The 21,556-nt window shown below is 35.9% G+C and carries 29 protein-coding genes and 1 pseudogene; 29 read left to right on the forward strand and 1 reads right to left on the reverse strand.

The features are described 5' to 3' along the window. The first annotated feature begins 141 nt into the window (after nucleotides 1-141). From ACDJ58_RS10550 to ACDJ58_RS10640, 19 genes and pseudogenes are all read left to right on the forward strand, one after another. Nucleotides 142-588 carry a hypothetical protein gene (locus tag ACDJ58_RS10550; protein WP_090949194.1) on the forward strand — a complete coding sequence of 149 codons (447 nt, stop codon included), beginning with the start codon at nucleotides 142-144 and terminating at the stop codon, nucleotides 586-588. Nucleotides 589-809: 221 nt separating this feature from the next. Continuing rightward, nucleotides 810-1,316, forward strand: coding sequence for a hypothetical protein (locus ACDJ58_RS10555; RefSeq protein WP_079694633.1), 507 nt, complete (start codon nucleotides 810-812; stop codon nucleotides 1,314-1,316). Nucleotides 1,317-1,522: 206 nt separating this feature from the next. Next, nucleotides 1,523-2,305, forward strand: coding sequence for a nucleoside phosphorylase (locus tag ACDJ58_RS10560; protein ID WP_063563246.1), 783 nt, complete (start codon nucleotides 1,523-1,525; stop codon nucleotides 2,303-2,305). A gap of 264 nt (nucleotides 2,306-2,569) precedes the next feature. After that, nucleotides 2,570-3,223 carry a lysozyme inhibitor LprI family protein gene (locus ACDJ58_RS10565; RefSeq protein WP_413377669.1) on the forward strand — a complete coding sequence of 218 codons (654 nt, stop codon included), beginning with the start codon at nucleotides 2,570-2,572 and terminating at the stop codon, nucleotides 3,221-3,223. Between the two features lie 238 nt (nucleotides 3,224-3,461). Further along, nucleotides 3,462-3,890, forward strand: coding sequence for an NUDIX hydrolase (locus ACDJ58_RS10570; RefSeq protein WP_064638994.1), 429 nt, complete (start codon nucleotides 3,462-3,464; stop codon nucleotides 3,888-3,890). Nucleotides 3,891-4,026: 136 nt separating this feature from the next. Continuing rightward, the gene (locus tag ACDJ58_RS10575) at nucleotides 4,027-4,830 is read left to right on the forward strand and encodes a hypothetical protein (protein WP_413377671.1); all 804 of its coding nucleotides are present in this window, start codon (nucleotides 4,027-4,029) and stop codon (nucleotides 4,828-4,830) included. A 289-nt stretch (nucleotides 4,831-5,119) separates the two neighbouring features. Beyond that, a complete protein-coding gene (locus ACDJ58_RS10580; RefSeq protein WP_413379589.1) occupies nucleotides 5,120-5,668 on the forward strand; it encodes an ATP-binding protein in 549 nt (182 codons plus the stop codon). A gap of 283 nt (nucleotides 5,669-5,951) precedes the next feature. Then, complete coding sequence (locus ACDJ58_RS10585) at nucleotides 5,952-6,242, forward strand: hypothetical protein (RefSeq protein ID WP_413377673.1); 291 nt, start codon at nucleotides 5,952-5,954, stop codon at nucleotides 6,240-6,242. 207 nt (nucleotides 6,243-6,449) lie between these two features. Further along, a complete protein-coding gene (locus ACDJ58_RS10590) occupies nucleotides 6,450-7,016 on the forward strand; it encodes a histidine phosphatase family protein (RefSeq protein WP_413377675.1) in 567 nt (188 codons plus the stop codon). A gap of 133 nt (nucleotides 7,017-7,149) precedes the next feature. After that, the gene (locus ACDJ58_RS10595; RefSeq protein WP_413379591.1) at nucleotides 7,150-7,329 is read left to right on the forward strand and encodes a DinB family protein; all 180 of its coding nucleotides are present in this window, start codon (nucleotides 7,150-7,152) and stop codon (nucleotides 7,327-7,329) included. Nucleotides 7,330-7,603: 274 nt separating this feature from the next. Continuing rightward, on the forward strand, nucleotides 7,604-8,713 hold the full coding sequence (locus ACDJ58_RS10600) for a DUF3626 domain-containing protein (RefSeq protein WP_413377677.1): 1,110 nt from the start codon (nucleotides 7,604-7,606) through the stop codon (nucleotides 8,711-8,713). Next, entirely contained in the window at nucleotides 8,710-9,138 is a 429-nt protein-coding gene (locus ACDJ58_RS10605) for a hypothetical protein (RefSeq protein ID WP_413377679.1), read from the forward strand. Before ACDJ58_RS10600 ends, ACDJ58_RS10605 begins: the two co-directional genes overlap by 4 nt. 64 nt (nucleotides 9,139-9,202) lie before the next feature. Further along, nucleotides 9,203-9,718 carry a phosphotransferase-like protein gene (locus ACDJ58_RS10610; RefSeq protein ID WP_413377681.1) on the forward strand — a complete coding sequence of 172 codons (516 nt, stop codon included), beginning with the start codon at nucleotides 9,203-9,205 and terminating at the stop codon, nucleotides 9,716-9,718. 65 nt (nucleotides 9,719-9,783) lie between these two features. Next, nucleotides 9,784-10,245, forward strand: coding sequence for a hypothetical protein (locus ACDJ58_RS10615; protein ID WP_413377683.1), 462 nt, complete (start codon nucleotides 9,784-9,786; stop codon nucleotides 10,243-10,245). A 210-nt stretch (nucleotides 10,246-10,455) separates the two neighbouring features. Continuing rightward, the gene (locus ACDJ58_RS10620) at nucleotides 10,456-11,478 is read left to right on the forward strand and encodes an RES family NAD+ phosphorylase (RefSeq protein WP_413377685.1); all 1,023 of its coding nucleotides are present in this window, start codon (nucleotides 10,456-10,458) and stop codon (nucleotides 11,476-11,478) included. Nucleotides 11,479-11,824: 346 nt separating this feature from the next. Further along, nucleotides 11,825-12,607, forward strand: coding sequence for a GNAT family N-acetyltransferase (locus ACDJ58_RS10625; RefSeq protein WP_413377687.1), 783 nt, complete (start codon nucleotides 11,825-11,827; stop codon nucleotides 12,605-12,607). A 177-nt stretch (nucleotides 12,608-12,784) separates the two neighbouring features. Beyond that, nucleotides 12,785-13,564 (forward strand): phosphotransferase family protein, encoded by a 780-nt coding sequence (locus ACDJ58_RS10630; protein WP_413377689.1) that lies wholly within the window; start codon nucleotides 12,785-12,787, stop codon nucleotides 13,562-13,564. A 336-nt stretch (nucleotides 13,565-13,900) separates the two neighbouring features. Further along, nucleotides 13,901-14,428 (forward strand): annotated as a pseudogene (locus tag ACDJ58_RS10635) (class I SAM-dependent methyltransferase); the annotation flags it as partial. 18 nt (nucleotides 14,429-14,446) lie between these two features. Beyond that, nucleotides 14,447-14,848, forward strand: a complete 402-nt coding sequence (locus ACDJ58_RS10640) for a GNAT family N-acetyltransferase (protein WP_413377691.1) — start codon at nucleotides 14,447-14,449, stop codon at nucleotides 14,846-14,848. 160 nt (nucleotides 14,849-15,008) lie between these two features. Here the strand turns inward: ACDJ58_RS10640 and ACDJ58_RS10645 are convergent, their stop codons facing one another. After that, nucleotides 15,009-15,296 (reverse strand): DUF6809 family protein, encoded by a 288-nt coding sequence (locus ACDJ58_RS10645; RefSeq protein ID WP_413377693.1) that lies wholly within the window; start codon nucleotides 15,294-15,296, stop codon nucleotides 15,009-15,011. Nucleotides 15,297-15,446: 150 nt separating this feature from the next. Between ACDJ58_RS10645 and ACDJ58_RS10650 the strand changes: the two genes are divergently transcribed. The 10 genes from ACDJ58_RS10650 to ACDJ58_RS10695 all read left to right on the forward strand — a co-directional run bounded on the left by ACDJ58_RS10650 (nucleotide 15,447) and on the right by ACDJ58_RS10695 (nucleotide 21,455). Then, a complete protein-coding gene (locus tag ACDJ58_RS10650) occupies nucleotides 15,447-15,671 on the forward strand; it encodes a helix-turn-helix domain-containing protein (protein WP_413377695.1) in 225 nt (74 codons plus the stop codon). Nucleotides 15,672-15,990: 319 nt separating this feature from the next. Then, the gene (locus ACDJ58_RS10655) at nucleotides 15,991-16,239 is read left to right on the forward strand and encodes a hypothetical protein (RefSeq protein WP_413377697.1); all 249 of its coding nucleotides are present in this window, start codon (nucleotides 15,991-15,993) and stop codon (nucleotides 16,237-16,239) included. Nucleotides 16,240-16,272: 33 nt separating this feature from the next. Further along, entirely contained in the window at nucleotides 16,273-16,431 is a 159-nt protein-coding gene (locus ACDJ58_RS10660) for a GNAT family N-acetyltransferase (RefSeq protein WP_413379593.1), read from the forward strand. Nucleotides 16,432-16,697: 266 nt separating this feature from the next. Next, the gene (locus tag ACDJ58_RS10665; protein WP_413377699.1) at nucleotides 16,698-17,798 is read left to right on the forward strand and encodes a CHAP domain-containing protein; all 1,101 of its coding nucleotides are present in this window, start codon (nucleotides 16,698-16,700) and stop codon (nucleotides 17,796-17,798) included. Between the two features lie 11 nt (nucleotides 17,799-17,809). Further along, nucleotides 17,810-18,280, forward strand: coding sequence for a DUF5662 family protein (locus ACDJ58_RS10670; RefSeq protein ID WP_413377701.1), 471 nt, complete (start codon nucleotides 17,810-17,812; stop codon nucleotides 18,278-18,280). 126 nt (nucleotides 18,281-18,406) lie between these two features. Further along, a complete protein-coding gene (locus ACDJ58_RS10675; RefSeq protein WP_413377703.1) occupies nucleotides 18,407-18,934 on the forward strand; it encodes an AAA family ATPase in 528 nt (175 codons plus the stop codon). A gap of 212 nt (nucleotides 18,935-19,146) precedes the next feature. After that, the gene (locus ACDJ58_RS10680) at nucleotides 19,147-19,671 is read left to right on the forward strand and encodes a GNAT family N-acetyltransferase (RefSeq protein ID WP_413377705.1); all 525 of its coding nucleotides are present in this window, start codon (nucleotides 19,147-19,149) and stop codon (nucleotides 19,669-19,671) included. A 246-nt stretch (nucleotides 19,672-19,917) separates the two neighbouring features. Further along, nucleotides 19,918-20,466 (forward strand): GNAT family N-acetyltransferase, encoded by a 549-nt coding sequence (locus ACDJ58_RS10685; protein WP_413377707.1) that lies wholly within the window; start codon nucleotides 19,918-19,920, stop codon nucleotides 20,464-20,466. Between the two features lie 25 nt (nucleotides 20,467-20,491). Then, a complete protein-coding gene (locus tag ACDJ58_RS10690) occupies nucleotides 20,492-20,992 on the forward strand; it encodes a GNAT family N-acetyltransferase (protein WP_413377709.1) in 501 nt (166 codons plus the stop codon). Nucleotides 20,993-21,032: 40 nt separating this feature from the next. Continuing rightward, nucleotides 21,033-21,455 (forward strand): NUDIX hydrolase, encoded by a 423-nt coding sequence (locus tag ACDJ58_RS10695; protein WP_413377711.1) that lies wholly within the window; start codon nucleotides 21,033-21,035, stop codon nucleotides 21,453-21,455. The last annotated feature ends 101 nt before the right edge of the window (nucleotides 21,456-21,556 follow it).

The raw sequence follows: 21,556 nt of genomic DNA on the forward strand, positions 1-21,556 counted from the left end.
ATGCTTTGGCTCCGATGGAGCCTTGGTCTGCTAGATGGATTTCGAGGAGGCATTTCGGCAGACAACCCCTTTGGGGTTCATGAATACAGAAACGTTATGCGAAACCCAGTAAAACATATTTATAAGTCTGAAGGAGGAATAATGAAAAACCTATTTCTTATTTTATCTTTTATACTGATCCTCACGGGATGTTCAATACAAAAAGAGCAACAAAAAAAGGATTTGGCAAGTGAGATGGATAGTGTTATCAATTACAAGTTGAACGCAGTAGAAGCGGAACATGCAGAAAAGGTCAATCAATGGTTAGCGAAAGCGCGAGATACTGGAGAAGTAGGACAATATTTCATTTATCAAGATGGTACTAATAAAGAAGATTTGTATTCTTACGTATATCGAAAAGGCTATATCGATTATGAGGTTTCATTTATTTATAACCCAAGTGATCCCAATAATAAAGGAAAGATTCATGTTACAGGGCTCAATAAAGATCTAAAAAACGACAATTTTGTACAAATCAAATCTATGAATGATCTCTCAATTCTCTTCATATTATCTGATGAAAGTTTAAAGAGTAAATTAAAAGATTAAATTGAGGTATTTCAAGGAAGACGGGGAATCGTATAACAATATATTCACGCTGCGGCCTGACGGCCCTTGGTTCGCCCGATGAGGAAGAAGCTGAATGTGAAATCAGGCGAACAACCCTGCGAACCTAACCGCATCGCGGCCGGCAGTTAAAGCTGCCTTAAGGTTCTCGGGTTCGTGAATACGGAAACGTTAAGTGAAATTACTGAAGAGAGGGAAAGTACTTGATTTTAGAATATTTAGATAAATATGCTCAGAAGGCTTATCGAGAGGTTACTTCAATAATAACTTGTCCAACTTTTTTGTTTTCTAATGACCCTACTCTAATCAGAAATGAAGCAAATTATAATTACGTGTACATCCATGGATTCAATAGACTTATAAAGAATAATAGAATATCATCAGATCAATTGATTGAAGTGTTTTCTTTTCTTGAGAAAGAAATTGAGATATACCTTATGAAGCACTACACAGGTAAAAATTTTATGTATTACTTGAAGGCGGATGCTCTAGTCCCGGCATTTACAATAACAATTGTATCGCATTATGAAGATAAGGAGGTGCAAGAAAGTGTATCTTTATTTGAATTAATTGATTGGTACAAAGAAAATGCATGTTTTGATGGATTGGAGATAATTGCGAGACAGATAAGTGATGAAAGTAAAGAAGCAGAGTCTAAAGGAGCTTTTCCGGATTCAGTAAAAACATATACAAAGACAATTAATACCTAGACAGCAATTCAAAGAGGTTCGTAACTCCACTTAACATAATATTCACACATCGGGCATACGCCCTCGGTGCGGCTGAGGGATTTCAGGGAAGCAGGAGCAGGCGGACACTTCCGACTCCGTCGGACGTCGTGAATACAGGAACGTTATATGTAATAGCTGCAAAGAAATAATAAAAAAAATTTAAATTACTTTGGAGGTAAGTCGAGATGGAAAGCAGAAAAATCGATAGTAATGAATTCCCGATATTGGAATTTGATGAATCGCGAGTTGCAATAATAGAAGCAACTAATTTTATCAAGCCAAAAGAAGAATTTGAATACTGTGTAATAACATTTTTTCGAGATGTAATTGAAAAAATGAAAACGGAGGGAAAGTTGAAAGAAGTTGCATCTCTACATTGCGAGACTGTAGATTTGCCAATATATGAAACATATTATCAAGGAAAAAAAGTACATATTACTTTGGGGTATTTAGGAGCTGCAGGTTCAGCAGGATTCTTAGAAGAACTGATAGCCTATGGTTTTCAGAAATTTATAGTTTGTGGTGGTGCAGGTGTATTACAGAAAGACATTGCTGTTGGACATGTAATAGTACCAGTTTCGGCAGTGAGAGATGAAGGAGTATCATACCATTACATTAAGCCATCAAGAGAAGTTGAATGTAATCTAGAGGTATTAAAATTCATAGAGGACGATTTTAATATACATAATATAAGGTATATTAAGGCCAAAACTTGGACGACAGATTCATTTTATAGAGAGACTAAAGAAAAGGTTGAGTTGCGGAAAGCAGAAGGGTGTGTAACTGTAGAAATGGAAGCAGCAGCATTTATGGCTGTTTCACAATTTAGAAATGTAAAATTAGGTGTTATCTTGTATGGCGGTGATGATTTAAGTGGTGTCGAATGGGATAGTCGAAGTTGGAATAGCAGATCAGAAATAAGAGAAAACCTTGTTCAAATATCAATGCGGATATGCAGTTCTTTATAACTGAAATAGCTATAATTCATTTATTAATGCATTTATTAAAAGGGAAATGCTAAATAGACAACACCGTATTCACGCTGCGGCCCCTGATGGGTCTTTGGTCTGCAAGGCGCATTTTGGAGAGGTGGATTCAGCAGACAATCCTGCGAGGCTAAGTGGCGGAGCCACCCGGTCTTAGCGGACCTTAAGCCTCTCGGGTTCGTGAATACAACAACGTTATGCGCCATTACCGGTAAATATTAAAGATAATATTTAAGGAGATAATTTATGAAAGGTAAGATACTCTTCTTATTTTTTATTACGATAATGTTTTCATCTTGTCAAAATATTAGTCAATCGACTACTTTGAATAGCGAAACTAAATCAATAATGAATTCTGAACTGCCTCCTGATGTAGAGAGTAAAGGTAATGGAACAGAATCGAAAGAAATAACTGAAGGTCGATCAGAGCCTTCTAACAATGAAGTGTTATCCATGAGAATTGGGAACTACGATTTAAAAGGAGAATTTTATGATGAAATGCTTCGAAATCCTATAGATCATGATTATGAAGTAGAATTTAATGAATTTCAAAATTCCAAAGAGATTATTACAACAATGGGATGGGGAGCGTTGGAAAGCAAATATACAGAAATTTGGGATAAAGAGTTGAATCAAATATATAAAAAGCTTCTTTCTAAGTTGGATAGAGAACCAAGAGAAGCACTAATCAAATCGCAGAAAGAATGGTTACAGTATCACTTAAGGGAAACAAAATTTGTAGAGAAGACATTTATTAATAATGGTTACCTTGGATCAAAAGGATCGGTAAGCCTAGGCACGGTTATACGGGAGAGAATTAGGGAAAGAACAATGCAATTATTTGAATATCGATATTTGCTAGATAGTGAAGTTGAGTTTTTATACCAAAGTAAAAAATAGAGTGGGAAGCTTGATCAAAGGTTTCTAGGTGATGCTTCGAAGACAGTAACGGCACATAACAATGTATTCATGTTGCGGGGCTACAATCTCGGTTATCAGATGTATAATCATGGAAGGATACTCAGACAACAAACGACCCAGCTTAAGAGAAGAGCTATCTAAGGCTGGGTCGTTTCGTGAATACAAGAGCGTTATGTGAAAGATATTCAGATCTAAATCAGAAGGGAAGTCAAACATAATGATCAGAGTCGATGTAGCTTATTCCTTAATTACTGACCCAACCAATTCCAAAATATTAATGGTAAGGAATGTAGATGATTCTAGTGACCGATGGTCACTTCCAGGCGGGGCTGTTGAAAGAGAAGAAGCATTAGAGCAAGCAGCAATAAGGGAAGCTAAAGAAGAAACTGGACTAGATATTAAAGTTCATGGAATAGTGGCAGTAAATGAATGTAAATTTCCGAAAAAAGAAGAACATGTAATATTTATAACATTTAAAGGTGAGGTAATCGGTGGGAATGAAGAAATAGTTAGACCTAATGAAATTTCTGAAATAGCTTGGATTGATATAGAGAAGGCTGAACAATTGATGCCTTACTATAAAGATGGATTAAGAAGACTAATAGATGGACATGAAATAACATATTTTAACGAAGGCAATAAGTAATTTTGTTAGTTGTTCGCGAGGTCCATTTCCCTAAGATAAGAGCTCTCTAAGGGGAATGGACCTCGCGAATACAGAAACGTTATTTGAAACTTTGGAATGGCGGAAAAAAGAAAAAACAATAAAGGAGATTACCTCAATGTGTACTAGTTTCGCTGTTCATTTAGACAAGACATTTATTGGTATGAACTTTGACATTTCTCGAAGACCAATCAAAATTGTTTTGATTGGTGAAGATCAACTATTAGTTCTTCAGAATGATGATGGACAATTTTATCCAGCATTCGGTTTGAATAGTAGTGGTACATTCATGAACTTATTAATGGTCGATCCAATTGAAGAAGGCAAATATAGACGTGGAAAGAATTGCGTACATATTATGAAATTGTTTGATGAAATTCTTTCAGGACGGATCGAGTTATCTCAATTAAGTGAATATTTAACCAATAACGTAATTGTTAATGTCCCGAGTCATAGTGTCCACAGTTTGATAGCCGGGAGAAATCGGAAGACATATATTGTTGAGCCTGGAAGAAAGAACATTGATATTAACTCTTCCGATAGGGACTTCATGGTACTAACTAATTTTCCTGTATCGGATAATTTCGATAATGAATATAAGAATGTTGAAGGACCAGGAAAAGATAGATATATAAAGGCCTATGAAGCCATTACAAATAACAAAGAAACATTTAATATTGCAACAGGCCTTAACTTGCTTAAGGATACTGCTCAGCAAAGTGGGGATTATCCAACCCAATTTTCACTTATATTTATTCCAGAAGAAAGTAAAGTTCATTTTACTTTGAATGGAGATTTTACAAAGATATTTGAATTCTCATTTATCAATAAGCAAATTCAGAGTATTGAAGGTTTTACAAGCAATAATAGTCTTAAACTTACCAAAAAAGGTGTATTACTTTCAGAACTTGAAGAGTGGTAATGACTGTATAGATATAGGAATAGGATTTTGAGAGTTATTCAATGAATACGGAAGCATCACATAACACTATATTTATGCTTAGGGCCACTAGGCCCTTGTTCCGACCGGAGTTAGAAGAGGATTCGATGAGGCATTTCAGCAGCAGGGAAGTAGATTCAACCGGACACACCCGCACCACCTAACCGCATCGCGGCCGTCCCTTCGGGTCTTAAGGTGGTGGGGCGTCGTGGATACGAGAACGTTAAGTGAAAGATCGGTAAAAACCATAATAGAAATAGGAGAGAATCTTATGGACCGCTTGGTAGTCATGACGGTTGGTAAAACTCATAGTGGCAAAACCACCTTTGCCAAAGAATTAGAATCCGTATTACAACAAGCCATTGTAATTGATCAAGATAATCATGCTGAATTTATTAATGAGCATTACAAGAAACTTCGCCCTATAGAAGGCCCGAACACTTTAAAATTCTCTGTAACTGACGCAATTGTTAACTATGCTATGGAGCAAAGCAATTTCCACATTATCTTAAGTAACTCTAATTTGAATAAATCAGGAAGAGAAAAAGTTCTCCGATATTTTCATAACAAAGAATTTAAAAGTATTATTGTTTATTTTGATTTACCCAATGATTTACTGAAAGATCGTGTTATACGCACTCAAAGAAGCAAAGCTATATTTAGAAGTGCTTCAAGCTTTTTGGAAGTATTGGAGAGACAAGAAAATTTGTCAGAAATACAACCTAGTGAAAATGAAGCAAATTATATATTTATCATTAAGGACCCAAATAATACAGCGGAAGTTATTCAACAAATAATAGCAATCACGGGTACGAGATGATTCGATGAAGGCTGATCCTTCAGATAACATAATATCCAAGCTGCGTGGGTTTACGCCCCTTGGTCGTCCCGATGTATAATCATGGTAGATAATCGGACGACACACGAGCCGGCCTAAGATAGGAGCTATCTAAGGCCGGCTCGCGTCGTGAATACAGGAACATTAGGTGAAATTACCGTAAAGCAGGTCAGAGAGGGAAATCAAAGATGGAAAACCTATATCTTTTAAAACATGACTCATCTAAAGATATTTACACAAAAATTGACGAGATAGTAGACGACTTTTGGATATGGTCAAAACTCTAAATAACTTATTATATTTAATTGCAAGAGACAATGAATGCGAAACGATAATAGATAAACTAAGTGAAAGATCATCAAGTTTTTTGTTCCTTGCAGAAGAGGCTCTTAGGTATTCTGATAATGATGCTAGGTGGCAATTCGCACACTATTTAATACAGGTTAAAGACCAGAAAACTAAAGTAATAGAATTAATTAAGAAATATAGTGAGGACTATGTTGAATATGTAAGAAGGAGAGCTCTTGCAGCTCTAAGAATAATCAATGGTAAGTAACGGAAGAAGACGGTAAAATCAACTAACACTATATTCGAACTGAGGTCTATACGGCCCTTAAACTACCAGAAAGTATATTCGAGAAGAGTAATCAGGCAGATAGCTATTCCCCTAAGAGCTATCTAAGGCGAATGGACGTCCCTAATATATCAACTTTATATGAAATCATAGAGTGATATTTAATGAAAGCATCTAAAGGAGGCTTGTATGAAGACAATTATCTATATGGTTAGGCATGGAGAATCACCATATAACGAAGGAAATGAAAGAACAAGAGGGCTTACCCCAAAAGGAAAGATCGATATTGAAAAAGTAACGAAGTTACTTATAGGTGAAGGAATAGACATGATTATATCAAGTCCTTATACTCGAGCAATTCTGAGTGTTGAAGGATTGGCCGAGCACTTAAAGTTAGATATTAAAGTATTTGAAGATCTTAGAGAACGAAATTTTGCATCTTATAATATTGAAAATGCAGAGTTAATGTCTAGTATCAGAGAGAGTTTTAATGATTATGATTATACCTTGCCGGGTGGAGAGTCCAATGCTGATTGTCAGAAAAGAGCACTCTCAGTTCTAAAACCCATATTAAAGGAACACAGAGGAAAGAAAATAGTAATCGGGACTCATGGTCTTGTGATGACTTTGATGATGAATCATTTTGATTCAGCTTTTGGTTTGGAGTTTTTGAATCAATTAAAGAAACCAGATATTTATAAAATGCAATTCGAGGACTTAGAATTAGAAGAAGTAACAAGAATGTGGAATGATTAGATTTCCTAAGGTTTATTAAAGAGGATTGTGACATTACATGACAGAGTATTCACGCTGCGGGGACAAGCTCCCTTGGTCTACCCGAAGCAATTCGGTGAAGATACCTATTTGAAATTCAATTCGACTGCTAGAAATACTCCACGAACGCTTTATTATTCTCCTCAATAATCTATCCCCTTATGACTTTCAGAGGAAGCTAAGAACTCAAGTTCTAGGCGTAATAACATTAGATATAGCACTTCAAAGGTTTATATGGCATAACCGCCATCACACTGCACAAATTGAATCACTAATAATATCAAAAGGTTGGTAAAGTGGTAATTTGTAAGTTTTTCAAAGAAGACAACAACTACGCCTAACATCATCGGCCCTCGGTCAACGAGAAGTCAACCGGCTGTGAATCGAATTTAGCAAATACCTCTGAACCGAGTAACGGCATCGCGGTCGGCTCTTAAACGCAGCCTTAAATCGGTAGGACGTCATGAAAATCAGAAAGCTGAACGAAATATTTGCAATTTTAAATCTAGTCAGAAACTATATTATAGAGTAAATTGAGATCTCAATTTTAGAAAAGGATGGTGTTTCTTGTGTCGAACAACAGCCAACTTACAAGATCTCAGAACGCAGCGATTGAATATATAAGTAATTGCGCGAGATCCCAAAAAAGAGAAGCTCAAGCATCACTCAAAGAAATTTTTCAGTTTTCAAATATTCCTTGGAATACCTTTGAAGAAGCAGTTCATAAGATTAAATCCCATGCACGGGTGGCTTTGCATTTTCATCCGGATCGTCCGGTTTTAGATATGAAAAGTGTAGCTCAATCTTTATTAGAGCATGGAATCTATAAAAGTCAGTTCGAGACTTTCATATCCAATGGGAGCGTATCTGCATACGTAGGTGGTGCAAGAGATCTTTGGGAGGAAAAACTATTTGGCGGAGCATATCAGTTAGAAGGTGCAACCAACTTTGAACGGCCAAAGTATGGTGCTCTTCATTTGTTGTTACATCCGGATGGGCCCTCTCCACGATTCGGCTCTTGTTATTTTCTTTTAAAACCGAATGCTTCACATCGCTGTACGTTCACTTACGGTGGCTCTCAAGATGCTCCAAAGGAAAAGGGGACATATGAGGAATTAGACGATATTTTATCTGCGCTTTTTACGGATGCTTTCTTTCGGGATTATGCTATTGGAGAAAAAGATCTTACTCCTAAAAAATTGATAGATCAGCTATTGTACAATCTGGAACGTCCGTTAGAGGATCCGTCAAAACTGGCCCCACATCGGAATCTTAACCATTTTATCGAAACGCAAATTCATGGAGATATATATCTTGAAGATGATGTGGAAATTTTAGTAGCTGACTCATCGTTCAAAGGAAAGGAAATAGGGAATTACTTAGAGCAAATCTGCATCAAATATTCCATTGAACTATTTTGGCATATGGGATTTGCGATGCGTGTAGAAGAAGTGCCCTCTGATTTTAGAGGTCCAACCATGCCATCATTAGCGAAGCGAATTGCAAGCAATGGTATCATTGACGCAAGTGTGATCGGGAAAGCTGTCAACGATTTGAAACGCAATCCTGATCTCTGGTCTGACAGAGGTAACTACGAAGAAGTGCTTCAGGAATTAAAATACATGTGGCATATACTCGTTCGATATGGAAAATCGATTGAAAAGCGGTATAAAGGATGATTCTACTGAGGACATCATTATTAATAAAATTAATAAGTGCTGTATTATCAACGATTATTATGTCTTTTATCTGCGCAACGATATTCTTTCCTGATGAGTTCGGAAGTACATTTTTATTGGGGATAATAATGTTCATGCTGTTATATGGTATTGGAGGCATTCCATTTTCAGTAGTAGCATCAGCGATAATAAAAACCTCAAGAGTTTCTTATAAATTCAACCTAATTGATTTAATAGTGCATCTATTGGGTGGGTTAATAATTACAATACTATTGTTAGCAATTACAGGAGCTGAACATGGAATAGATCTATTCTTTTCGCACGAAGTTATCATCTTTTACGAAATTGGTATGTGTAGTGGCCTCATATTCAACTTAATTGAACAGTTCATAAAAAAATTGAAATTAAAAGAGGTACAGTTTTAGATATTTAGCAATTCGAAGAAGTCGTAGACACTCAAACATAACCCATGCAGAGGAAGATGAGAAAATGGATAAAGGGAAAATTATATTTCTGAATGGCGTAACCAGTTCAGGTAAAACTTCAATCGTAGAAGCGATGCAAAATTACGCTGAACCCTTTTTTTATGTTGTGGCCAATGATCTTTTTGAAAATACGATTGGTGATAAACATTTGCAAACAGACTACTGGAAGTATTTAAGTGAAGCCATCATTCTAATGTATCATACAGCAAAATTATTTTCGGATCATGGAAAGAATGTTTTAATCGATGGGGTACTTGTTGAAAGACCGGAATTAAAGCCGCATTATGATAAAGTCCAAGATATATTTGATGGATATCCTTTGGATATCGTTGAGGTGTACTGCCCGTTAGATCTTTGTCGTAAGCGAAATATAGAACGTGGTGACAGAAGAGAAGATCAATCCGATGAGCAAAATAAAATAATGTCCCAACACATTCACTATAGCTTTTCAGTCGATACGAGTTTGAATACGCCGGAAGAATGTGCAGAAATGATTATCACATCAGTATTCAAAAAATAATGATTGGAAATATCAGTTTAAGAAAGCAAAAACACTTCAAACTTTCATTGAAGGGAGGAAGAAGTATGGGTTCAAGAATAATGCATCTGATTGTAGCAAATAGAATTGCAGATTCCCTATCTATTGTAGATAAGACGTCTTTTTTACTTGGAAATATTGCACCGGATGCTGTTACAACAAAAGATTCATCACATTTTTTTGCTGGTGAAATTCAGGATTATTCAAGGAACGTAGACTATAAAGGATTTTTACATAAGTATCGATCACATTTTCCTGATAAATATTATATTCTCTATGCCAATAAGAAGAGATACTTTCAAGCTTCGAATGATTTTTGCCCAGGTTTAGTTTGTTTTATTGAGTCGGTCGATATCGAGAGTAACGTAAAGAAGATAAGAAGTGAAATGCCAAATTGTAAGAATGCTCATAGATATTCGATAAAAATTTTTGAATTTATGGTTAATTGGTTACGGACAAATAAGGCAAGTCATGATAGTAAACTCGAGGAAGGGGCAATCATCTTATAATAATATGTTCACGCATCGGCGGACAAGCCGCCTCGGTCCCGGAAGGATAAGTTGAAGAAGAAGTTACCAGGACGCATCCGTACGACCTAACCCTATCGCGGGCGGCTCCTATGGAAACTTAATGTGGTGGGACGTCCTGAACACGAACACGTTATGCGAGATAATTTTAAGTATTCTCTACACAAGATTTATGGGGGGATTATTTGATAGATGAATAAACAAGACATTTTTTATAATATATTCTTTGATGAACTAGAGTCTCTGTTCTCTGCAGACATAATGTGCTGTCAAACATGTATAGATAGATTTATTATTCAATGGCCTGGAGTATATAACAGGGATCAGGATTTTCAAAGGAACGTCATTTCTTTAAAGTCTTTTTATTTTAGTTCGCGTGTAAGTGATTATTATAGCGAGAATGAATTTAATAAGTATTCTCGGAAACTTAAATGTCCCAATTGCGGAAATTATCTCAATGGATACATTTGGCCATATAACATGAATTTTGAGGTTCCTGAAGGATTTCAAAATAACTTATTTGAAATTGCGGAAATTGCATCAGAAACTCCCTTTTTATTATTAAAGCACCCATTTGCACAACAAGTTTATAGTGAAATAAATAATATATCAAATACTATTCTACCGGTGTACTTAAGTAAAAACTTGTTTCGTGCTCGTGTGTTTGAGCAAGAAAAGAATTATTCCGATAATGATTTTTTAGCTCCTCCAAAACGCTTGATTAAAGAAGGGAGATATAACCATACTGGTTACCAAGTTCTGTATTTGGCAGAAGATCCAGATACTTGCTTTTACGAGATGAGGTTACCTGATGAAGGAATAATGATAGCTACTGTAATTATTGAGAAACCAATAAAAATATTAGATTTGATGAAAGATTCAACTATTGAGAATAACATAGTCGATGTTATTAAATCGTCATCACTTTTATCCTCTCCAGAGGAAGGGGAGGGTTGGCACAAACCACATTATATTTTCACAAGGTTTATAGCAGATATTGCTAAAGCAACTGGTTTTGATGCAATAAGATACCCGAGTGTAAGATTTAATGAAGGCTATAACATCGTGATAATTAACTTTGAGAAGTTAAAAGAAAGTATTAAAATAATTGATATGTACTCCTTTAATAAGGAGGATTTGGAAATTAATAAGGATACAGAAATATTAAGTCATTATTTAGAGACATACTTAACTAATTCAAATAGAAAAACCTGAAAGTAGTGTCTAAGAAGAATTACATCGCAATCATTATATTCACGCTACGTTTCCTATCGGAGTTTTCTACCGGAGGCGATTCGAGAGGAGTCGTATAAGGCAGACAACCCTGCTAAGTCTTCGACCCGGCGCTAACGCCCCTTACCCTTCTCGGATTCGTAAATACGAGAACGCTAGATGAAATAGCCGGCATTTACGCTGTCAAACGGAGTAATCCCTTCAGTTAAAATCGATCTTTACCACTGAACTATGGGAGTAAGGGATATAGATTATTTAAGGTTTGTTAGGTGCATTAGTATTTTATTGTGACGTAAAAAAATTATATTATAGGGTATGGGGGATTGAAATGAAGATTGTTTTTAGAAATTTCGATGATTCTTATTATGAACAAGTTTGTGATTTTTTGATTGAATTATCAAAAGATGACCGTAGGCATATAAATTGGAACTGGGCAAGGTGGGAGTGGATGTTTTATCATCCTGAATTTAATCGAGATTTAATGGATAAGATTGGCTTGTGGTATTGTAATGACGAGTTAGTAGGTATAGCAACCTATGACCACTATTTTGGTGAAGCATTTTTTGCTACTAGACAAGGGTTTGAAGAATTAGAAGAAGATATATTAGAATATACCACTACTACTTTCGGTAATGAAAATGGCGTTGGGATTGCGGTGAATGACAAAGATACTCACACTCTAGATTTATTGCGCAGTCAGAAGTTTGTGGAGAATGATCTGACTGAAAACATACTTGAACTTACACTAGAGAATGTTAGCCTTGAATATGTAATTCCTGAAGGCGTAATTTTAAAGAATATGGATGTCAAAAATGATTTATTTAAGTATCAGAAATTACTATGGAAGGGCTTTAATCAAGAAGGTCCTGTGCCTGATGATGAAATCACCATTGGTAAGAAAAAAAGAATGTTGTCAGCAAGAAATATGAATTCATTCCTACATATTATTGCTGAAAATGAAGATGGGGAATATGTTGCTTATTGTGGCTTGTGGTACAGTCAGAAAACGGACTATGTTTATGTTGAACCTGTATGTACAATTCCGGAGTATCGGCAGAAGGGGCTTGGAAAAGCAGTAGTTTTAGAAGCCTTGAAAGAGGGCACTCCTTAGGGGCTGAAAAAGCAAATGTTATTTCGGATAGTTCTTTTTATAACTCAATAGGCTTTCAACAGCACTCTCATTATACTTTCTATTTGCATAACATCTGATACTTTCTTTAGCCTTTCGGGTTCGTGAATGTAGAGAACGCTATCTAAAAGGGAAAGAATTGTAAGAAAGGATGAACGCATGAATATTCAGGACCTCCCAAATGAAATAATAGAACAAATCGGAAAAGTTCAGAGAATTACTTTTCCCAGGCAAGGTCATACTTCTATCGTGGCTATTTTGGATACGTGCGATAAAAAGTACGTAATCAAAAAGACAGAAAACGATCTCTATAATGAATGGTTGTCAGAAGAATACAAGGTGCTTCAATATCTTTATCATACGGGACTACCAGTTCCGCAAGCATATTTATATCATGTCGAGAATCAATCGAGATGGCTTTTAATGGATTATATTGATGGAATAAGTTTGAGAGAATTTCTATCTAAAGAGCCCGATCTCAAAGATAAAGAAAAAGCTATTTTTAACTTTGGACTTTGTTTAAAGAAAATACATGAATGTTCTTGTCCTAATGAATTATTAAAAAATGATAATTCTTGGTTAGATACGATGCTAAATAAAGCAGAATATAATCTAACCCACTTTGCTGTAGACGGAACAGAAGAACTACTTAAACGATTGAAAAAAGTAAGACCTAAACCAATAGATAACACTTTAATTCATGGCGATTTTACAATAGATAATGTATTAGTTAATGAATGCAATATAGTTGGAGTTATTGATTGGTCAGGAGCTACGTACGGGGATCCAAGATATGATTTAGCATTGGCAATTAGACCAAAATATAATGCTTTCGATAATGATAGAGATAAAGAAATATTTTTTAACGCATATGGCAACTTAAGAATAACTGATGAAGAGTATAACTACTTTGAAGACGGGTTATATAGCTTCTTTTAGTATCCCTTCGCAACGTATCCAGCAGATAACAACATGTTCAGGCATCAAGCCATTTGGCCTTTAAGTCGATGAAGGTTCGAGATTTCAGTGAATTTTTAGGAAGTGAACCTTTATAGATCATCATGAGATTTTACCGATTATTAGAAGGTTTGAGGAGAATGAATTAATTTATGATGGTTCGACAAAAACATAATATTTGCTGCTCAAGAAGTGCTGACTGTAAGATCGATTACAAAGGGCATTAGCTAAACTAATGAGCAACGAACAAAAAAAATTATATTGAGGAGGTAATCAGGATGAATAAGCATAGTGTTTATGAAACAAACAGCGCCTATTGGGATACAAAAGGAAGAAAAACAAATTGAAAAGGCAACGCAACATTTGACAACGTGCGGTCTTTCAGCAAAATTGATTTGTTCTCCCATGGAAGAAGAGTGTGACCTCCCCGTGGATTATTTTGACTTTGTTTATTCGATTTACGCCATAGGTTGGACAACCGATCTTGAAGGTACTTTTTGCCGGATCGCTTCTTATTTGAAAAAGGACGGTATATTTATTTTCAGTTGGTCTCATCCAATTCACAAATGTGTTGTTGAAGAAAATAATAGATTGGCTTTTAACAAGTCTTATTTTGATGAATCTTGGTATTCGGTCGCTCCTGATTTTTGTCAAGGCGAGCTAACTTTGTCTGATCGTAAACTATCAACCTATATAAATGCGTTAGCGAAAGCAGGGTTTGTTATCGAACAAGTGAATGAAGAAACCGATCAGGAAATAATCCAATTGCATGATGAAAACAATGATCTCGTAAAAAGAGCGAAGATGTTTCCTGTAACCTTCGTTATCAAAGCAAGAAAACTTTGAATCTACGGGGGGTTACTCATGGTAACGTTAAAATTACATACAGAGAAACCGATTCTACAATCTGAACTAATGGGTCTTTATCAAGATGCTGGTTGGTGGCCTAACCGGGATGAGAATGGAATATTACAGCTACTTGTTAGTGGTGTTGCAGTAGGAGCTTGGAAAGATGATATATTAATTGGTTTCTGTAGGTCTATTTCAGACGGAATATATCGGGCTTATGTAGAAGATGTTGTTGTACTAAGTACGTACAGAAATAAAGGAATAGGAGAACTAATGGTCAAAAGACTTTTAGATGAACTGAAAGATATTGACGTTATTAGTTTGTTTTGTACAGAGGATTTGGATGGTTTTTACGAATTGTCAGGTTTTAAACGGACAAAGCAAATTGTAATGCATTATAAGAATCAGAGAATTTAAAAGTCTAGGCAGCATCACTGACCCTTTTAGGTCTGGCTGAAGATGAAGATCAGGAAGACAACCTTGCCAGGCTAAGTGGCAAAGTACCTCGGGGATACGATTTTTAAGCATTTAAGGTTAATAAATTAAGTGTAAAACAAAAAGAGGGTCCGAAGACCCTCTAAATGCTAGAGTTTTGTAACTCACAATAAAGTTGGAGAGCATCTTTGAAACCTTGTATGTAGATACTTCTTTCTAGAATGGACTGGAGAGAAATTTGAGCGTCTTCGTAAAGAAAGACGGTATGTTGAAGTTGATCGGGTAAAGCTTCACGAAGCGTTCTGAAATATTGATCTGTTTCTGAAGAAAGCTGACTGTACTCGTTATGATGTTCTGATAGTTCAGTGTAGAGTAATTCCAGACGCATTCTTATAAGTGGTTCTACTAGTGAATCTAATGTATTAACCATTGACACTCCTCCTAATTAACTCTATAGAGTTAATATATAACCTCAAAGAGTTAATTACAAGGTGAATTTTTAACTTTATAGAGTTAATAGTTCTCTTTTCATTGATGATTGCTGATATGGGAGATAAGATGGAATTATGGAGGGGAAAAGATGACCGTAATCAAGTGCAATATTAGAGAACTCATGGCAGAACATCGAATCGATGATATAACAGAATTGATGGCGAAATCCGGCTTAAGTAGGAATTCAATCAATAAGTTATACCGGGAAACCAATATAGAAACAACTAAATTAGAAACCTTATTCAAGCTATGCGATACATTTAACTGCAAGTTATCTGATTTGATTGAATATGTACCTGGAGAAAAGATTTAGCGAAGGTAGATTCAAGAAGAGTTTCTGTCGTTTAACATTATAATCAAGCAGCGGCTCCATTGGAGCCTTGGTCTGCTGGAAGGATTTTGTCGAGTTTCTTTAGTAGATACGCTCAGCTATGTCAGACGTTATGAATATTGAAACGTTATAGGCAATTGTTCTAGAACTTAATATTACCGTCTAGAAAACTTGAGGAAGCAGGCATTAGCATATAATTTATGTTTTTGCATCGGGGATACAAGTCGTATGAATGAATACAGAAAGCATAGATGAAATTACAAGCAAAATTTAATACATAGAAATAAAGGAGAGCGAAACAATGTTTAAATACGAAATGGATGATCATTCTTATTTATCGCTATTGGAAATTAAAGATGCAGAACAATTATATAATTTGATTAACAGTAATAGGGATCATATAGGTGAGTGGTTGAAGTTTCCTAGTATTACTGTAGAAGCAGATGATTCAAAAACCTTCATAGAAAGAACACGGATAAGATATGCCAAGGAAGAAGGTTACTGGTTAGGAATATGGAGTGAGGATAAACTTGTGGGTTCTATTGGTTAATTATATCTAGATCAAGAGAACAAAAAAACTGAAATCGGATATTGGCTAGGTAAAGAATATGAGGGTAAGGGATTAATTACTAAATCTATTAAAGTACTAATAAATCATGCTTTTGACGAACTGAAATTAAATAAAATTGAGATAGGAGCAGCTACAAACAATTTAAAGAGCCGTGCATTCCTGAGAAATTAGGGTTTAAACGTGAAGGTGAACTAAGAGATTACGAGTATATCAATGGAAGGTTTCTAGATAGAATAATCTATGGATTGAAAGCTAATGAATGGATAACGGAATAGTATTTTTTATAGAAAGCATATGACATCATCTGAGATTAAATTTTTACGATTGGGCTTATGCCCTTGTCGTTCAATGAACAATCAGGGAAGTTGACTCTGACGACATGAGCCGACCTTAGATAGTAGCTATCTAAATCTAATATAGTGACAGGAGGCGAAAGTTTGATTTCACAGAAAAAGCTTAAACGGGTTGAACTTGTTCGTACTCTTGTTCTTGAAACGCTACTTACTATAGAGAATACCTCCAAGAAAGAGGAAGCATTGGTTAATCTTTTCGGGGTTTCTAGCTTCGCTTCTTTACTTGCCATACGAAGAGAACAAAATTCGGAAATTGCTGCGATCGCAGGGTTGCTCCATGATTTTTATTTCTATAAAACCGGCCTAAAATACTTCCCTGGCCTTAACAGTGCGGATTCGGTAAGACCGATTTTGCGTAGCACCCAAATCTTTACCAACGAAGAGCTATCTGTCATTCTTCGATCGATCTTTTATCAAAACGATAAACATCAGGTCCATGGACCATATGAAGAAATTATTAAAGACGCCATACTTATACAGATGTATGTTCAGAATCCGGAGGATCTTTTTTCTGATATTGAGATAAATAGATTACAAAAAGGTTTTATTGAATTAGGGATTCCGGTAGAACAGGTAGAGGTGAAGTGCAAGAGTAACAGAGGAACGATAAACAAAGGAACTGAAGATAGACGGTTTAATTTGGCTGAAATTGCGGAAGCGCTTGCAGGTCAAGGGATTTTGGGTATTCCAGAGGATGAAAACTTTCGGGAAATATGCAAGTACTGGCCTGACTCGGATATTTATAAAGTACTGGAATCAAATTGGTGTGCTGCATTCGTCTATCATTGCTGTATGCAGGCTGGCATCATACTCCCTATTCGATACCCGAATCATAGTTATCGATTAGCTGGGGCTGGCGCGTGGTTAGATTGGGCTCAGCTACCTGAAACCAATTTTTTATATCAAGATGGATATCATGGTTTTAAACCAAAGCGTGGTGATATTGTCATTTTTGAAAAGCTTCTATCCGATAATTCGCATGATCATATTGGAATTGTTTTGGCATGCGAGGGAAACCGATTATTGGTTGCAGAAGGTAACAAAGACAATAAAAACTTCTCCAGCGTTTTTTACAGGGATAGAGAACATTGTATTTACGGATATATACGTATTGACGACAGCTATCAATTTCATTTTGATGGGGAATACAACCCGATCGTTTCTAAATGGAGTAAGAAACTTTAAAACCGAAGGAGATGGTCACTATACTCCTAGTATATTGGCGGTATTTTCTTTATGTTTTGGATCATAAATTAAACGTTCTAATCGAATGTTGGCAAGAAGGATTATATCTTCAAGGGATAATCCATGACATGTCTAAATTCTCTCCTCACGAATTTTTTCCTTATGCACGTAAATTCTATTCAAATCAGAAGGACGAGAATTCCGAGCTGAGTTGGAAGAATGCGTGGCTGCACCATCAAAATCATAATAAGCACCACTGGGAATATTGGATAGTAAATAAAAATACTAGAGAAGCCTTACCAATGCCAAAGAAATATTTGATAGAAATGGTATGTGACTGGCGGGCTTTCTCAAGAAAATGGGGGCGTAAAGTTAAAGAAACTAATTTATCAGAAAGAATGATGACATCTGAAAGTATAATATTACATCCAAAGACAAGGGAAGAACTTGAAAACTTCATGAAGAAAAAACAACAACAATAAACATTTTTGAAATTTATTTCAATGAAGTCGATCATTTTATATAATTTCGACTTCGTGCTGCGAACCGATTAACATTGTCCCTTGTCCCGCTCTAGGCTATAGCAGTAATTTCAAGGAGGATACAACATGTCAAGATCCGTTTATATTATTTCTGGCCCTGCCGGTGTTGGAAAATCAACTACTTCAAGGAAACTTGTTGCACATTTGAATCGCAGTTCATATATATCTGGTGATGATATTAGTCATCTACCTGTAAACGGGAGGGGCAAGCCGTGGATCTGTCAAGAAACTCATAAGCTAACGTGGATAAATATTTTAAGTTTAGTGAAGAATCTAATTCAATTTAATTACGATGTTGTTATAGATTATGTGACGTTTCCATCGGAGGCTAATTGGTTAGCTAGTGAGCTGGAGAGTATGAATGTAAGGATTATTTATGTAGTATTTATGGTCGATGATGAAACAATTATTAGAAGAGATCAGTTAAGAGATCCATCGATACAAATGGGAGAACGAAGCCTAATCCTATTGAATGAATTTAGAGAAGTATTAAAAGACGACAGACATATATTAAATACCCAAGAATATTCTGTTGACCAGGTAGATGAAGTGATTGAAGAGATATTAAACAATGATAGATTTTTGATAAGCTAATTTGAAGAAGTGGTGACATCGTTTAACATATAATCAAGCTGCGGCTCCTGGGAATACCTGATTCAGCAAAATGGGTCTGGAAGAGGCATTTCATGCTAGTCTAATGATAAATTTTTACTGTATAAGAATATATGTTCTGATATAATTAAACTGAGAATAGTAAATCTCTTCCTCTAAATTTGGTTACAAATAAAAACAGTGAGGTGAGTGAGATGGAACAAAGGAATGCGCCAGAGGTAAGAATTGAACTATGGGACGAAGGAGATCTAGATTTGCTTCGCCAATTAAATTCGCCTGAGATGACAGTACACTTCGGAGGACCAGAGACTGAGGAGGAAATTCTAGCTCGCCATAAGCGCTATTATGAAATCGCCCAAAATGGAACAGGGAAAATGTTTAAGATCCTTTTGCTTCCGCATCTTGAAGTCGTAGGTAGTGTGGGATATTGGAATCAGACTTGGAATGAAGAATCTATTTACGAGATAGGGTGGAGTGTTTTATCGGAATTTCAAGGTAGAGGAATAGCGACAGAAGCAACAGCGAAGGCCATAGCTTCCATCCGTTCTGAAAAGAAGAAACATAAATTCATTCACGCTTTCCCTAAAACCAAAAATCCCGCTTCGAATGCCATTTGTCGCAAGCTAGGCTTTTCGTATATTGGTGAGTGTGATTTTGAATACCCTATTGGGACTAACATACGATGTAACGACTGGAGATTGGCAGTCGAGGAAAATTAAGATTAAGAGCATGGTGGGAAATTTATATCACCTGCATGGCTTTCTCCATATTTCAGGGCAGATGAGAGACCATCTGCTTTTTTTTTGCTTGATTTACTTCATATATGTAATAATATGGGTTAGTACTTAGTGCATATAATTTCCTGATTATAGGGACATGATAGATGCCTAGTCTCTATGGATTTATCTTTATTTGAATCCTAGAGATGCTGAGTGAAACTACTTAAACCATTAAGGAGAACTAAAATGTCGCAGTTTCCCGAATTAGAAACAAAAAGACTTGTATTAAGAGAACTAACAGAGAATGATTCCACAGATATATTTCAATTTTTTTCATTGGATGAAGTTACGAAGTTTTATGATGTGGAGAGTTTTACAAATATTAAACAAGCAGAAGATTTATTTCAAAGATGGAATGAAAGATATGAAACAGGACAAGCCATTCGTTGGGGAATCACTTTGCAGTCGGAAAACAAAGTAATTGGAACATGTGGCTTTCATGGCTGGATGAAGAAGCATTATAAAGCTGTCATTGGATATGAACTAACACCAGAATATTGGCATCAAGGTTTTATGACCGAGGTTGTTGAAAGGGTAATTGAATATGGATTTAATACGCTTGGCTTAAACCGAATTGAAGCATTTGTAGAACCGGAGAATGTGGGATCAAGAAAGGTTCTTGAGAAAATCGGCTTCAGAGAAGAAGGCATATTGAAGGAAAATTATTATTGGAAGAATCGATTTGTTGATAATGCCATTTATGCATTTCTCAAGAGTGACTATAAAGTTCATTAATAGCTAACGAAAGAAGGATAACCAGATGATTACAATCAGATTTGTTTCAAATGAGGATATCCCACACATTCAATCCATAGCTCAAGAAACATGGAATTATACTTATAAAGGCATATACTCCGAAGGCTACATACAAAATTTTCTAAGTAGAGCATATTCAGATGAGAATTTAAGTCGATCTGTCGAGAGAGATCTTCATAGTGCCAAACGGAGTTTTTTAATAGCAGAATATAATGGCAAAGTCGTTGGATATGCTCAAACAAGACAAGTGAAAGAAGAAGAACACGAATTACAAAGAATCTATATACGACCTGGATATCACAAAATGGGAATAGGTCAAGAGTTCATTCGGAGATTCACTCAAGTTTTAAAGCCAATAAATCAACTGTTTGCCTGGGTAGGGAAAGAGAATTATATAGGAAGAGCATTTTATGAGAAAAGTGGATTTAAAGAAATAGAAGAGATGATTGAAACCATAGAAGGGCACAGCAAAACGCAAGTTAAATATGAATTGGAAATCTCGTAGGGATAGACAAGCAGCTCATATTCAGAAAGGAGAGGGGACAATGAAACGAGTCAACGTAACATACACTTTAATTACAGACGAATCAAAATCGAAAGTCTTAATGGTCAAAAATGTAGGACGTTCGAGCTGGTCTTTACCAGGAGGAGCAGTAGAACCAGATGAATCATTAGAGCAAGCTGCTATCAGAGAAGCCAAAGAAGAGACCGGTTTTGATGTTAAAGTCTATGGCATCGTGGCTATAAATGAATGTAAATTTGAACATTTAAATGAACATGCAATTTTTATAGTCTTCAGGGCTGAAATTACTGGAGGTACTGAACAAATTGTAAGACCTAATGAAATCTCCGAAATTGCTTGGAAGGATATAGAGGAGGCGGATAAATTAATGCCCTTTTATAAAGGCGGGATAAGGAACTTAATTGTCGGTAATGAAATAACATATTTAAATGAAGGAACTAAGTAACTAACATATAAAGTGAATTGATAAAAACATACGTACTGTGGCGTTCGCCCCCCTGGTTTGACAGGTACATGTTCTAAGACTAGGAGAACTAACCTGATACG

Source organism: Paenibacillus taichungensis (genome assembly GCF_047302525.1).
GTDB classification, from domain to species: domain Bacteria; phylum Bacillota; class Bacilli; order Paenibacillales; family Paenibacillaceae; genus Paenibacillus; species Paenibacillus taichungensis_B.